Source organism: Streptomyces sp. I05A-00742 (assembly GCF_013055795.1).
In the GTDB taxonomy this organism is placed as follows: Bacteria; Actinomycetota; Actinomycetes; order Streptomycetales; family Streptomycetaceae; genus Streptomyces.
Genome location: NZ_JABETO010000052.1, coordinates 1 through 14,518 on the forward strand (window position 1 = coordinate 1; position 14,518 = coordinate 14,518).

The window sequence follows — 14,518 nt, forward strand, 5'->3', positions numbered from 1 at the left end:
CGGCCGCCGGGCTCCGGCGCGGGCCGCCCTTGGCGCCGCCGCGGGCCGAGGCGCCCCGGCCTGAGGTGGCACCGCTGCCGCGCTCGGCGTCGGGACCGACGTCGTAGCGGCGCTCCTCCGGGCGGGGACGACGGGGGCGCTCCTCCCGCCGGTCGTCACGCCGGTCGTCGCGTCGGCCGCCGGAGCCGGGGCCGTCGTAGCGCCCGCTCCCGGAGCGGCCGGCGTCGGAGCGCCCGCCGCCGGAGCGACCGCCGCCCGCACGCCCGCCGCCGGACGCCGGACGGGGGGACCCGCCCCGGCCGCCGCCGCCCCGGTTGTCCCGGTTGCCGCTTCCGCTGTTCCTGCCGCTGCTTCGCATCAAAGTTCCGTCTTGTCGTCCGCTTCGGTGTCCGGGGCGTCCGGATCGAACGACGGGACCCCCTCCTGGGAGTCGCCCTCGACCGCGTCCGCCTCCGGGAGGAACGGTGCGAGCTCGGGAAGCTCGTCCAGACCGCGCAGGCCCATCCGCTCCAGGAAATAGTTCGTCGTCCTGTACAGGATCGCACCTGTTTCGGGTTCCGTCCCCGTCTCCTCCACGAGACCGCGCTGGAGGAGGGTGCGCATGACGCCGTCGCAGTTCACCCCGCGCACCGCGGAGACCCGCGAACGGCTGACCGGCTGACGGTACGCGACGACGGCCAGGGTCTCCAACGCGGCCTGGGTCAGCCGGGCCTGCTGGCCGTCGAGCACGAACGCCTCGACCGCGTCGGCGTACTCGGGCCGGGTGAAGTAGCGCCAGCCGCCGCCGACCTCCCGCAGTTCGAATCCGCGGCCCTGGGCGCTGTACTCCCCGGCCAGCGCGGCCAGGCCCTCGGCGATCTCCCGGCGGGGGCGCTGGAGGATCCTTGCGAGGTGGTCCTCGGTGACGGGTTCGTCGACGACCATGAGGACCGCTTCCAGGGCGGGCCCCAGGGGGAGCTCCGCCACGGTGTCGGTACCGGTCCCGTTCGCGTCCGGGGATTCGCTCGTCCCGCTCACTCCGCGGCCTTCCCTTCTGTCGTTTCCGGTTCCCGGTCGAACTCGTCCGTCACCCGGGGCATACCGTCCCCGTCGTCCTCCGTGCCCGTCCAGCGGACGGTCAGCGTCCCCAGCGCCTCCTCCTGGTCGAGGCCGACCACCCGCTCCCGGTAGAGCTCCAGCAGCGCCAGGAAGCGCGCCACGACCGTGAGCGCGTCGCCCGCGTCCGCAGTCAGCTCGCCGAACGTGGCCTCCCCCGCCTCCCTCAGCCGGGCCACCACGACCTCCGCCTGCTCCCGGACGCTCACCAGCGGCGCGTGGATGTGGTCCACGTACACCTGCGGGGCCGGCTTCGGCTGCATCGCCTTCACCGCGAGCTCGGCGAACCGTTCCTTCCCGATCCCCAGGACCACCTCCGGCAGCAGCTCCGCGTACCGCGGTTCCAGGCCGACCGTGCGGGGGTGCCGGCGGCCCTCGGTGGCCATCCGCTCGGCCAGGATCGCGGCGATCCGCTTGTACGCGCGGTACTGGAGGAGCCTTGCGAAGAGCAGGTCCCGGGCCTCCAGGAGGGCGAGGTCGGCCTCGTCCTCCACCTCCGCTGCGGGCAGCAGCCGGGCCGCCTTGAGGTCGAGCAGTGTCGACGCGACGACCAGGAACTCGGTCGTCTGGTCGAGGTCGAAGTCCGGGCCCATGGCCTTCAGGTGGGCCATGAACTCGTCCGTGACCTGGGAAAGGGCCACCTCGGTGACGTCGAGCCGGTGCTTGGCGATCAGCTGGAGGAGGAGGTCGAAGGGGCCTTCGAAGTTGGCGAGGTGCAGCGTGAAGCGGGCGTTCTCGGGGGCGGTTTCCTCCCCCACCCCGCCCCTTCCCGAAACCGGGGGCACAGCCCCCGGCCCCCGCCCCGCAGCGGCACCCTCACCGCCGAGCCCCGGCACGGCACCCTCACCGCCGGAACCCGGGGCAACGCCCGGGGCAACGCCCGGGGCAACGCCCGGGGCAACGCCCGGGGCAACGCCCGGGGCAACGCCCGGGGCAACGCCCGNCCGGGGCAACGCCCGGGGCAACGCCCGGGGCAACGCCCGGGGCAACGCCCGGGGCAACGCCCGGGGCAACGCCCGGGGCAACGCCCGGGGCAACGCCCGGGGCAACGCCCGGGGCAACGCCCGGGGCAACGCCCGGGGCAACGCCCGGGGCAACGCCCGGGGCAACGCCCGGGGCAACGCCCGGGGCAACGCCCGGGGCAACGCCCGGGGCAACGCCCGGGGCAACGCCCGGGGCAACGCCCCCCTCGCGGCGGAGCCGCTCGGGGGGCCGGGGGCTGTGCCCCCGGGAAACGGGAAGGGGCGGGGCCGGGGCGTACTCCTCGGTCCCGGCCGACGCGTCCGCGTCAGCGGCGGCGGGAGCCTCCGCCTCGGCGGGGGCCGGCCGCTCGTCCCCCGCGCCGGGCGGAGCGGGCCGTGCCCCCGGGCCCCGGCCGAGGGGGCGGCGGGTGGACGGGGGCGGCGGCGGCACGGGGGTGGGCATGCGGGAGTGGTCCAGGGGAGCGAGATCGTCCGACGGCCCGTCGGGGCCGGTCCGGCGGGCCGGTGGCCCGCCCGTGGCAGGTTAGCGGCGAAGTCGCTCAGCGACCGCGCAGGCGGCGTACGAGGATGCTCGCGTCGCCGCGCGCCTCGAGGTCGGCGAGGACGACGGCGACGGCCTCCCGCACGATCCGGCCGCGGTCCACCGCGAGCCCGTGCTCACCGCGCAGCACCAGCCGCGCGTGCTCGAGGTCCATCAGTTCCTCGGCGGAGACATAGACGGTGATCTTCTCGTCGTGGCGCTCCCGCCCACTGGGGCGGCGGTTCGCGGCGCGGCCGCGGCGGCGTGGCTGGGCGGGCTCGGCGGCCCGTACCGCACTCCGGGGGGCCGGGCGCTCGCGCCCGTCGGCGGCGGGGCGGCGCTCGCCGTCCTGTTCCCGTTCGGCGGTCTCGCCGGCGCCGCGGGCGGTGCCCTCCGGCGGAGTGGCGGGCGCCGCGGAGGTGTCGGGTTCGGCGGCGGCCGGGCCGGGCACCCGCGCGGGGGCGGCGCCCTCGGCGGTCTTGGCCTGTCTGCGGGGGGCCGAGGACTGGAGCCCCACCCCTCCGGTGGTGCGGAACAGCTCGTCGGCGCCGGGCAGACTCACTCGGCGTGACACCGGGCGAGCACCTCCCTGGCGAGCTGGCGGTAGGCGGCGGCGCCCACGGAGTTGGAGGCGTACGTGGTGATGGGCTCGCCGGCGACGGTGGTCTCCGGGAAGCGGACCGTCCGGCCGATCACCGTGTGGTACACGTGGTCGTCGAACGCCTCGACCACGCGCGCGAGGACCTCGCGGCTGTGGACGGTGCGCGAGTCGTACATGGTGGCGAGGATGCCGTCGAGCTCCAGCTCGGGGTTGAGCCGCTCCTGGACCTTCTCGATGGTCTCGGTGAGCAGGGCCACGCCGCGCAGCGCGAAGAACTCGCACTCCAGCGGGACGATCACCTTGTGAGCCGCCGTCAGGGCGTTCACCGTCAGCAGGCCCAGCGACGGCTGACAGTCGATCACGATGTAGTCGTAGTCGGACATCAGCGGCTTGAGCGCGCGCTGGAGGGTGGACTCGCGGGCGACCTCGCTGACGAGCTGGACCTCGGCGGCGGACAGGTCGATGTTGCTGGGGAGCAGGTCCATGTTGGGCACCGCGGTCTTCAGCAGCACCTCGTCGGCCGACATGCCCCGCTCCATGAGCAGGTTGTAGACCGTCAGATCCAGCTCCATCGGGTTGACGCCCAGTCCGACGGAGAGCGCGCCCTGCGGGTCGAAGTCGACGAGCAGCACCCGGCGGCCGTACTCGGCGAGCGCGGCGCCCAGGTTGATGGTCGAGGTGGTCTTGCCGACCCCGCCCTTCTGGTTGCACATCGCGATGATCTTCGCCGGACCGTGGTCGGTCAGCGGGCCCGGAATCGGGAAGTACGGCAGCGGGCGTCCGGTGGGGCCGATGCGCTCACGGCGCTGACGGGCGGCGTCGGGCGCCAGGGTGGCCGCGTACTCGGGGTCGGGCTCGTACTCCGCGTCGGGATCGTAGAAGTGCCCGTCGGGCACTTCCTCGTAGTCGGCGAGACGGGCGGGATCACCGCCGCGGTCACCGGCCATGGCGTTCACGTGTAGACCGTCCATGCTCTGGTGGGCTGTCGTCATGCTCTGGATGTCCTGCTGTGCTGCGAAGGTCTGGACAGCGACGGAGCCGACAGCGTGAAGTCCCACGGGACTCTGGCCCTGCGCAGGCATTCCTGGGTGACCACCCCCGGGAGCAAATGTCGACTCATTCACAAGTCGTCCTACCTCCTTGGTGACCAGGAAACATCTAGATAGGTCAGCGTGGCACCATGCCGACGGTCTGCGACTCTATGGCGTGTCGGCGGTCCGCAGCAACACAATCCGCCGGAGACGGCACGATGTGTCGGCAATCGAACACCCTTCTGTCAAGGGTGTTCGGGGTATCACCCGCAAGTTTTCCGAACGGAGGACGCCGCGGAAAAACCGACCCGATTCCGGCACCAAACAGGGCCGGCAGGGTCTTGAGGACAAGACCCTGCCGGTTGTGCATTCCCCTCGGGGGCGTTTTGACGCCTCAGCCGAGCAGCGCGCTCAGTTCGACGTACGGAAGGCCGTGCGCCTCGGCGACCGGACCGTAAACGACCTGGCCCTCATGGACGTTGAGGCCCTTGGCGAGCGCGGCGTCCCGGCTCAGCGCCTCCTGCCAGCCGCGGTTGGCCAGCTCCACGATGTAGGGCAGCGTGGCGTTGGTCAGCGCGTAGGTGGAGGTGTTCGGCACCGCGCCCGGCATGTTGGCGACGCAGTAGAAGACGGAGTCGTGGACCCGGAAGGTCGGCTCCGCGTGGGTGGTCGGCTTCGAGTCCTCGAAGCAGCCGCCCTGGTCGATCGCAATGTCGACAAGAACACTTCCGGGCTTCATCTTGGCGACGAGCTCGTTGGTGACCAGCTTCGGGGCCTTGGCGCCCGGGATGAGGACGGCGCCGATGACGAGGTCGGCCTCGACGACGGCCTTCTCCAGCTCGTAGGCGTTGGAGACGATCGTCTGCACCTTGGTGCCGAAGACCTTGTCGGCCTCGCGCAGCTTGTTGACGTCCTTGTCGAGCAGGGTCACGTGGAAGCCCATGCCGACGGCGATCTGCGTCGCGTTCCAGCCGGAGACGCCACCGCCGATGACGACGGCCTTGCCGGCCGCCGTGCCCGGGACGCCGCCCGGCAGCACGCCGCGGCCGCCGGCCGAGCGCATCAGGTGGTAGGCGCCGACCTGCGGGGCCAGCCGGCCCGCGACCTCGGACATCGGGGCGAGCAGCGGCAGCGCGCGGTTGGCGAGCTCGACGGTCTCGTAGGCGATGGCGGTGGTGCCGGACTGCAGCAGGGCGTCCGTGCACTCGCGGGAGGCGGCCAGGTGCAGGTAGGTGAAGAGGGTCTGACCCTTGCGGAGGCGGTGGTACTCCTCGGCGATCGGCTCCTTGACCTTCAGGAGCAGGTCGGCGGTGGCCCAGACCTCGTCGGCGGTGTCCAGGATGGACGCGCCGGCGCCGGTGTACTCGGCGTCCGTGATGGAGGAGCCCTGACCGGCCCCCTTCTCCACGAAGACCTGGTGGCCGTTGCGCACCAGCTCGTGCACACCGGCGGGGGTGATGGCCACGCGGAACTCGTTGTTCTTGACCTCGCGGGGGATGCCGACCTTCACGTCGATCACGGTCCTTGAATCAGGGGATTTCAGGCTAATCCGGAAATGCCACGGCATACCAGAGCAGACCGCGTCGATCGCGGCGCAACCAGTCTAATGAAGGATCCCGAGCTGTCTAGCCTTACAAAGCAGCAATCTTTGCCGGAACTGCCACCGCATTCGTAGGTTGCCCTGGATGTACCCCTCCGACAGATGGCTAAGCGTGAACCTCTCCCCCGGGTTCGACGGCAGCGGCGGCCGCGCCCTCCGGCACCCCGGCCGTCCCCGCCGCCTCGGCGGACGCCCCGAGCAGCCGCTCCGCCGTCCTCCGCTGCAGCTCGGCGCCGGCCGGGTCCGCCAGCCGCTCCAGGGTGTCCGCCAGCCGCAGCCGGACGGCGGCCTCCAGCCGCCCCTCGCCCGCCTGCCGGGCGCACTCCGCCGCCTCCAGACCGGTGCGCAGCGCGTCCTGCGGACGCCCCAGGTGCTCCTGCGCCCGGGCGGCCTCGCTGAGCGCCCGGGCATGTCCGGGCAGGTCACGCAGCCGGCGGCAGGCGGCGGAGGCGGCCCGCCAGCTGCGCAGCGCCTCGCCCCACTCGCCCGCCAGGGCGTGGACCGCGCCGAGCCGCCCGTACAGCCGGGCCTCGTCCGCCAGCTCGCCGCGGGTCAGCCGCAGCTCCAGGCCGCGCCGGAACCAGTCGGCGGCCCGCGCCCAGTCCTCCAGCCCCTGGTACGCGGCGGCGACCGACTCCATGGAGCGGCTGGTCGCGTACGGGTCGCCGCACGCGCGGGCGGCCTGGAGCGCCTCCCGGTAGCGGCCGAGCGCCATCTCCGTACGCCCGGCCCGGGTGTCCAGGTCGCCCAGGTTGAGCAGGGCGGCGGACTTCTCCAGGGCCATCTCGCGGCGGTCCGCGACGTCCAGGACCAGCCGGTGCAGTCCGTACTGCTCGGGTCCGGCCTCCTCCGGGGGCAGATGGGCGGAGAGCGCCCGGGTCAGCGCGGAGACCAGCCGGCGGGCCAGGGTGTCCAGGCCGCCGTCCTCGACGGCCAGCCGGGCCGCCGCCAGCAGCGCCGGCATCCGGGAGCGCAGCCACTCCTCGGCGACCCGCGCCGAGGGGAAGCGCAGCGGCCGGGGCAGCTCGGCCACCCGGCGGCGGACGGAGGGGTCGTTCAGCTCGGCGGCTGCCCGGCAGGAGTGCAGTTGCCGGACGACCCGCTCCAGCATCCGCGCCCGCGCCAGCTCCACCTCGGCGGGCCGGTCCTGGGTGTCCAGCAGCGCCCGCAGCAGCGGGGCCAGACAGCCCGGCACCTGGTACTGCGGGGGCAGCGCGCCCGGCGCGCCGGGCATGCCGTCGACCGGCACGGTGCGCAGCAGGCCGCGGGCGACGAAGTCGTCCAGCGCCGCCTGGGCGGCGGAGACCGAGCAGCCGGCCAGGGCGGAGGCGGTGTGCGCGTCGGCCGGTCCGGCCGGGGCGAGCGCGAGGAGCCGCAGTATCCGGGCGTTCAGCGCGGGCAGCGCCTCGTAGGCGAGCCAGAGGGCGCGGGCGAGGGGACGGCCCGTCGTGCCGTCGTGGCCCTCGGGGACGGGCAGTTCGCGCAGCCGCCGGGCGGCGTCGGCGACGGACATCTTGGGGTGGGCCGCCAGCCAGCCGCCGACCAGGACGAGGGCGGCGGGCTGGCCGCCGCACTCCTCGACGACGGAGCTCGCGGCCATCGGGTCGCAGGTGATCCGGGTGGGGCCCGCGTACCACTCCAGGAGGTCGACGGCGGCGGAGGTGTCCAGGCCGCCGAGCGTGCACGGCCGGACGTCGGGGACGCCGGTGAGCGGGCCCCGGGCGACGGCGACGACCAGGCAGCCCGGTTCGTCGGGGAGCAGCGGCTCGACGGAGTCGGCGCCGGACGCGTCGTCCAGGAGCATCAGCACCCGGCGGCCGGTCAGCGCGCCGCGGAGGGCGGCGGTGAGTTCGTCCTCCCCGGCCCCGGCGGGGGCGGCGGCGGTGGCGCCCAGGTCGGCGAGGAGGGCGCGGGCCGTGCGGTCGGTGGGGACGGGGGTGCCGTCGGCGTCGGTGAGGCGCGCGCGCAGTACTCCGTCCGGGTAGTCCCGTTCCAGCCGGCGGGCCAGTTCCTCGGCGAGCGCGGTGCGGCCCGAGCCGGGGCGGCCGGCGACGAGCAGGACCCGGCAGCGGGGCGGTCTGCGGCCGGAGAGGGTGTCCAGTCCGGTGCGGGCGATGTCCGCCCGGAGTTCCTTCAGTTCCCGGTCACGGCCGGTGAACAGGCCCGCGCCGGTGAGCGCGACACCGGTCACGGGCGCGTCCGGCCGGCGCGGGCGCACGCCGGGGCCCACCCGCTCCGGGTGGACAGCCGCGAGGTTGTCGGTCTCCACGGGCCGAGCGTAGTTGAAACGGGCGCGGTGCCGCGGAAACCGTGGCCCGGCTCGTGTGACGATCACCTTTTCGGCTTGTGTGCCCCGGTCCCGCCCCAGGTGCTCGCCGCGGGCCCGGGGCGAAGCCCCTACGCCTCGAAGGGCCGGGCCGGCCAGGGCGCGTCGGCGGGGCGCAGCGCGTCGATCCCGTCCCCGGCGAGCGCGGCCGTCAGCGCGAGCGCGCCCACGGCCAGGCAGGTGTTGTGCAGCTCGCCGGCGAGGACGCCGCGCACCAGGTCGGCCAGCGGCACCCGGGCGAACTGCATGTCGGCCTCCTCCTCGGAGACCTCGAACCGCTCCCCGTCCACCTCGGACAGGTCCCGGGCCAGGAAGATCCGCAGCGCCTCGTCGCAGCCGCCGGGCGAGGTGTAGACGTCGGTGAGCACCCGCCAGTCCTCGGCCTTGACGTGCGCCTCCTCGTAGAGCTCGCGGCGGGCGGCGTTCAGCGGGTTCTCGCCGGGGACGTCCAGCAGGCCGGCCGGGATCTCCCAGAGCCGGTGCCGCACGGGGTGCCGGTACTGGTTGATCACCAGGACCCGGTCCTGGTCGTCGAGGGCGAGGACGGCCACGGAACCGGGGTGCACCTGGTAGTCGCGGTCGACACTGGTGCCGTCCGGCATCACCACCACGTCCGTGCGCGCACTGGTCTTGTTGCCGACGAACGGCGTGCTCGTGGCGGTGACCTGCCACTCCTCCGCGGTGTCCTTGATGCGCATGTACGTCCTCCAGAACTCCAGAAACACAAAAACCGGGGTGGGACCCTCCGGGCGGAGGGTCTCACCCCGGTCAACCGTACAGATCAGCCCTGCCGGCGCCGAACGGCCGCCTTCACCAGGCCGGCGAACAGCGGGTGCGGCCGGGTCGGCCGGGAGCGCAGCTCGGGGTGGGCCTGGGTGGCCACGAGGTACGGGTGGACCTCGCGCGGGTACTCGACGTACTCGACCAGCTTGTTGTCCGGGGAGGTGCCGGAGAACAGGATGCCCGCCTTCTTCTCCAGCTCCGCGCGGTACGCGTTGTTGACCTCGTACCGGTGGCGGTGGCGCTCCTCGACGTACGGCTGGTCGTCGTAGACCTCGCGGACGATGGAGCCCTCGGCGAGCTTGGCCGGGTACATGCCCAGGCGCATCGTTCCGCCCATGTCGCCCTCGCCGGCGACGATGTCCATCTGCTCGGCCATGGTGGAGATCACCGGGTGGGCGGTGGCGGGGTCGAACTCGGTGGAGTTGGCGTCCGCGATGCCGGCCAGGTTGCGCGCGGCCTCGATGACCACGCACTGGAGGCCCAGGCAGAGGCCCAGCAGCGGGACCTTGTTCTCACGGGCGTAGGTGATGGCGCCGACCTTGCCGTTCACACCGCGGTCGCCGAAGCCGCCCGGGACGCAGATCGCGTCGACGTCGGAGAGCTGCTTCCTGGCACCGGCGGGGGTGACGCAGTCGTCCGACGTCACCCATTTGATCTTCACCCGCGCACGGTTGGCGAAGCCACCCGCTCGGATGGCTTCCGTGACCGAGAGGTAGGCGTCCGGGAGGTCGATGTACTTGCCGACGAGCGCGACGGTGACCTCGTGGTCCGGCTTGTGGACGCGGTCCAGCAGGTCGTCCCACTGGGCCCAGTCCACGTCGCGGAACGGCAGGTCCAGCTTGCGGACGACATAGGCGTCCAGGCCCTCGGTGTGCAGCACCTTGGGGATGTCGTAGATCGACTTGGCGTCGATGGCGGCGACCACCGCGTCCTCGTCGACGTCGCACATCAGCGAGATCTTGCGCTTGATGGCGGTCGGCACCTCGCGGTCGGCGCGCAGCACGATCGCGTCGGGCTGGATGCCGATGTTGCGGAGGGCGGCCACCGAGTGCTGGGTGGGCTTGGTCTTCAGCTCGCCGGAGGGGCCGATGTAGGGCAGCAGCGAGATGTGCACGACGAAGACGTTGTCGCGGCCGACCTCGTGGCGTACCTGGCGGACGGTCTCCAGGAACGGCAGCGACTCGATGTCGCCGACCGTGCCGCCGACCTCGGTGATGACGACGTCGACGTCCTCGGTCGCCATCCGCCGGATGCGGTGCTTGATCTCGTTGGTGATGTGCGGGATGACCTGCACGGTGTCGCCCAGGTACTCGCCGCGCCGCTCCTTGGCGATCACGGAGGAGTACACCTGGCCGGTGGTGACGTTGGCCGAGCCGTCGAGGTCGACGTCGAGGAAGCGCTCGTAGTGGCCGATGTCCAGGTCGGTCTCGGCGCCGTCGTTGGTGACGAACACCTCACCGTGCTGGAACGGGTTCATGGTGCCCGGGTCGACGTTCAGGTACGGGTCGAGCTTCTGCATCGTCACACGGAGACCCCGGGCCTTGAGCAGCGCGCCCAGGCTGGAGGCGGTCAGCCCCTTGCCGAGCGAGGAGGCGACACCCCCGGTGACGAAGAGGTGCTTGGTCGTCGTGGGCTTAGCGGCAATGGCCAAAGGGGGTCTCCCGTGGTCGCGAGGTGAGGTGCGTACCGGCGCTCACCCGGCGTCTTTGCGGGGGTGCCGTCGCTGCGGTCGAGGGGTCTTGCGCCCACCGGTCCACGGGGTACCAGGGTATCAGCGCCCCGGGGCGGGCGCCGCCGGTGACGCGGCGCGACGGGCTCGCGGACCGTGCGTCACGGGTGCGCGGACCACGCGTCCCGGGCCACCCATTCGGCACAGGTTCCCCGGCCAACCGTCGCGCGTAGCCCAACTCGGCGTCGTATCCTGCACGGACACACGGAGCGAGCCGACCGGCACGGCACCCCTGTTACCCAGCTACCGCTGGGAAGGTGCACCCACCCTTCCGGAACACGGGCTCGTCGAAGATCGCTTGACCGCCAGAGGCCCCCTTGGGGTCACGATGCCGTTCGACTGGAGATGACGTGGCCGGGCGTATCGAGGATTACGCACTCATCGGCGACATGCAGACCGCCGCCCTGGTCTGCCGGGACGGTACGGCCGACTGGCTGTGCCTACCGCGGTTCGATTCCCATGCGGCGTTCGCCGGGCTGCTGGGTACTGAGGAACACGGCTACTGGCGGATCGGCCCGGCGCACCCCTCGGGGGCGGCGCCGCCGCGGGCCGACCGCCGCCGTTACCGGGGGGACTCCCTGGTGCTGGAGTCCGAATGGGACACCGCCAGGGGGACCGTCCGGATCATCGACTTCATGCCGCCGCGCGACGGGGCGCCGCAGCTGATCCGGATCGTCGAGGGCGTCAGCGGCCGGGTGCCGATGCGCTCCGCGCTGCGGATGCGGTTCTCCTACGGGCGGGTGGTGCCCTGGGTGCACAAGGTCGGCGACCGCACGGTGGCCGTCGCCGGGCCCGACTCGGTGTGGCTGGACACCACCGCCGAGACCTTCGGCAAGGACCTCACCACCTACTCCGACTTCACCGTCTCCCCCGGTGAGCGCGTGGCGTTCACCATCAGCTGGCAGCCCTCGCACAGCGGTCCGCCGGCGCTGCCCGACCCGGACGGTTCGCTGGAGGCCACCGAGGAGTTCTGGCGGGAGTGGGTCGAGCACTGTACGTACCACGGCCCCTACCGGGACGCCGTCGTCCGCTCGCTGATCACGCTCAAGGCGCTGACCTACGCGCCCACCGGCGGCATCGTCGCCGCCCCCACCACCTCGCTGCCGGAGGAGATCGGCGGTGTCCGCAACTGGGACTACCGCTTCACCTGGCTGCGGGACGCCGCGATCACCCTGTCGTCGCTGCTGCGCACCGGCTACCGCGACGAGGCCCGCGCCTGGCGCGAATGGCTGCTGCGGGCCGTCGCCGGTGACCCGGAGAACCTCCAGATCATGTACGGGATCGCGGGCGAGCGGGAGCTGAGCGAGGCCGAGCTGTCGTGGCTGCCGGGGTACGAGAACTCGCAGCCCGTCCGGGTGGGCAACGGCGCCGCGGGCCAGCTCCAGCTGGACGTCTACGGCGAGGTCACCGAGGCGCTGCACCTGGCGCATATGACGGGCCTGGCCCGCAACGACTACGCCTCGCTCCTCCAGCTGCGGCTGATCGGCTACCTGGAGGACCACTGGAACGAACCGGACGAGGGCATCTGGGAGGTCCGCGGCCCGCGCCGGCACTTCGTCCACTCCAAGGTGATGGCCTGGGTGGCGGTGGACCGCACCATCAAGCTCATCGAGGCCGGTGACGTGGACGGCCCGCTGGAGCGGTGGCGCGAAATGCGCGACGACATCCACCGGGACGTGTGCGAGAAGGGCTACGACAAGGAACGCAACACATTCACGCAGTCGTACGGCTCCAAGGAGCTGGACGCCTCCTTGCTGCTCATCCCGCAGATGGGCTTCCTGCCGCCGGACGACAAGCGCGTCATCGGCACCATCGAGGCGATCCAGCGGGAGCTGTCCACCCCCGACGGCTTCGTCCTGCGCTACCCGACGGCCGGTGAGGACGCGGGCGTGGACGGTCTCGAAGGCGACGAAGGGGCCTTCCTGGCCTGCTCGTTCTGGCTCGCCGACGACCTCGCGATGATCGGCCGGGTGGACGAGGCCCGCCAGCTCTTCGAGAAGCTGCTGGCGCTCCGCAACGACCTGGGGCTCCTCGCGGAGGAGTGGGACCCGCATCTGAAGCGGCAGGTGGGCAACTTCCCGCAGGCGTTCAGCCATGTCCCGCTGATCGACACGGCGTTGCGGCTCACGGCGTCGAGCGCCTTCGGCGGCTGACGGCGGGCGGACGGGCGGGCTTCCCTGTGGCCCGCCCGGTGGCCCCGGCGGGGTGTCGGTACTCCTTTCCTCAGTACTCCTTCAGTACTTCTTCACCCCGACGTGGTCCACGATCAGCCGGCGCTTCCCGGGGTCCAGCGCGAAGTGGATCCGGCCGACCTCGCCGTGCGACGTGGCGTCGCGGACCTTCACATGCGGCAGCCCGTCGCGCCGGTCGTCCCCGTCGAACGCGAAGTACCGGAGCTTCTTGTCCTTCTTGATGGTGAGATCGCTCAGCGCCACCGTGAGGCCGTGCTGCGTCTTGAACCAGTCCGTCAGCAGCGGCATGTTCTCGGGCGGCTGGGTGTAGAGGTCGACCGCGGCTTTGGCGAGGGTGACCAGCTGTTCCCGCATCTCCTCGGCGTACGGGTAACCGGACGTGCGCCAGGTCCGCTCGGCGCCGGGGGTGAAGGCGATCCGCCCGTCGGACGCGGCCTCCAGGGCACGGTAGGCGGCGGCCGGGTCGGACGCCGTCAGCGCGGGGACGGCGGCCCAGGGGTCGGCCGGTTCACCGGCCCCCGCGTCGTCGCGCTTCAGCTCCTTCACATACAGGTCACGCCAGTACGCCGCCTCCTGGCGGGCGTTGTCGGCGTCCCCGGCCTCCGCGAGCCGGGTGGTGAGGGACTGCGCCTCGGCCTCCCAGAAGGCGACGTCCTCCTCCAGCCGGGTCACCCGCTCCTCGTAGGCGGCCAGTTGCCGGACGACGTCCCCCGCCCGCCGCGCCGCCGCCAGCCGTTCGGCCGCCTGCCGGGCGGCGGCGCGCTGTGCCGCCCGCCGGGCCGCGTCCCAGCCGCGGTCGGATCCGCGGGCGACGACGGCGAGTTCGGCGAGGGTGCGCATCCACCGGGCGCGCGTACCGGCCTCCGCGACCTCGGCGCGCGAGTACATCGGGTGTCCGGCGGCCGGCTCGGGCCAGACCAGCCGGGCGCCGCCGTCCGGCACCGCGACGGCCGGCATCAGCCGGTGCAGCTCGCGGGCCGTGCCGTAGTTGAGGGTGACGACCTGGGCGAGACCGATCAGTTCGCCGGCCGCCTGGCGGGCCGCGGTCCAGGCGGCGTCCTCCCGGGGGTGCACCAGGAGCATGGGCAGCCGGGTCCGGCTGGCCAGGGACTCGGTGAGGACGGCGGTCTGCGCCGCTTCCCTGATCCCCTCGTACCGCCCGGTCACCCGCTGGCCGAGGACGTGCAGACAGAGCCGTCCGTCGGCGGCCACCGCCCTGAGCAGCCCCGGCCTGCGCAGCAGCGGGTCCTCCACCGGGGCGATCCACCCGCCGGGCACCTCGCGTCCCATCACCACCCGCAGCCCCGCCCGGCCTTCTATGCAGGAGGCGGTCACCCGGGTGACGAACCGGCCGACGCCGCCGGTCAGGGGCTGGGTCACGGTGACGCGCACGGCCGTCGCGTCGCCCGACCCCTCGATCGTCCACTCGACCGTCCGGCCGCCGTACAGCGGGCGGGGCCCGGCGGCCGTCCCCAGGTCCGCCGCCGTCGGCTCCCCGTCCACGGGGCCCCGCAGCCAGGCGGCGACGTGCTCGCGCAGGACCTCGAAGGGGTCGACGTCGTTCCCGGACACGGCACCGACTCCGGCGTCGAACACATACAGCGGCTGCATCGTCCATCCCCCCAGGCCATGGCTCACCGGCCCCTGCCGGATCGGGT

At 73.1% G+C, this 14,518-nt stretch carries 10 protein-coding genes and 1 pseudogene; 1 reads left to right on the top strand and 10 read right to left on the bottom strand.

Annotated elements, in window-relative coordinates:
* The 9 genes and pseudogenes from HN013_RS29350 to HN013_RS29390 all read right to left on the bottom strand — a co-directional run.
* A pseudogene (locus tag HN013_RS29350) lies at positions 1-358 on the bottom strand (pseudouridine synthase); the annotation flags it as partial.
* Positions 358-1,017 (bottom strand): SMC-Scp complex subunit ScpB, encoded by a 660-nt coding sequence (gene scpB / locus HN013_RS29355; RefSeq protein WP_171171585.1) that lies wholly within the window; start codon positions 1,015-1,017, stop codon positions 358-360. The gene scpB and the pseudogene HN013_RS29350, both read right to left, overlap by 1 nt.
* A complete protein-coding gene (locus HN013_RS29360) occupies positions 1,014-1,853 on the bottom strand; it encodes a segregation and condensation protein A (protein WP_398980980.1) in 840 nt (279 codons plus the stop codon). Before HN013_RS29360 ends, scpB begins: the two co-directional genes overlap by 4 nt.
* A 764-nt stretch (positions 1,854-2,617) precedes the next feature.
* A complete protein-coding gene (locus tag HN013_RS29365; protein ID WP_312018749.1) occupies positions 2,618-3,172 on the bottom strand; it encodes a hypothetical protein in 555 nt (184 codons plus the stop codon).
* Complete coding sequence (locus tag HN013_RS29370) at positions 3,157-4,281, bottom strand: ParA family protein (RefSeq protein WP_171171588.1); 1,125 nt, start codon at positions 4,279-4,281, stop codon at positions 3,157-3,159. The genes HN013_RS29365 and HN013_RS29370 overlap by 16 nt, the downstream gene beginning before the upstream one ends.
* Before the next feature lie 343 nt (positions 4,282-4,624).
* Positions 4,625-5,740 (bottom strand): alanine dehydrogenase, encoded by a 1,116-nt coding sequence (gene ald / locus HN013_RS29375; protein ID WP_171171624.1) that lies wholly within the window; start codon positions 5,738-5,740, stop codon positions 4,625-4,627.
* A 196-nt stretch (positions 5,741-5,936) separates the two neighbouring features.
* Positions 5,937-8,099: a tetratricopeptide repeat protein gene (locus tag HN013_RS29380; RefSeq protein WP_398980983.1), complete on the bottom strand. Its 2,163-nt coding sequence runs from the start codon at positions 8,097-8,099 to the stop codon at positions 5,937-5,939.
* A 128-nt stretch (positions 8,100-8,227) separates the two neighbouring features.
* Positions 8,228-8,854: an NUDIX hydrolase gene (locus HN013_RS29385; protein ID WP_171171590.1), complete on the bottom strand. Its 627-nt coding sequence runs from the start codon at positions 8,852-8,854 to the stop codon at positions 8,228-8,230.
* An 83-nt stretch (positions 8,855-8,937) separates the two neighbouring features.
* The gene (locus HN013_RS29390; protein ID WP_212764965.1) at positions 8,938-10,590 is read right to left on the bottom strand and encodes a CTP synthase; all 1,653 of its coding nucleotides are present in this window, start codon (positions 10,588-10,590) and stop codon (positions 8,938-8,940) included.
* A gap of 428 nt (positions 10,591-11,018) precedes the next feature.
* Between HN013_RS29390 and HN013_RS29395 the strand changes: the two genes are divergently transcribed.
* Positions 11,019-12,821 (top strand): glycoside hydrolase family 15 protein, encoded by a 1,803-nt coding sequence (locus HN013_RS29395; protein WP_171171592.1) that lies wholly within the window; start codon positions 11,019-11,021, stop codon positions 12,819-12,821.
* Positions 12,822-12,902: 81 nt separating this feature from the next.
* On the opposite strand, the gene HN013_RS29400 is transcribed toward HN013_RS29395, so the two are convergent.
* Entirely contained in the window at positions 12,903-14,471 is a 1,569-nt protein-coding gene (locus HN013_RS29400; RefSeq protein ID WP_171171594.1) for a hypothetical protein, read from the bottom strand.
* Between the last annotated feature and the right edge of the window lie 47 nt (positions 14,472-14,518).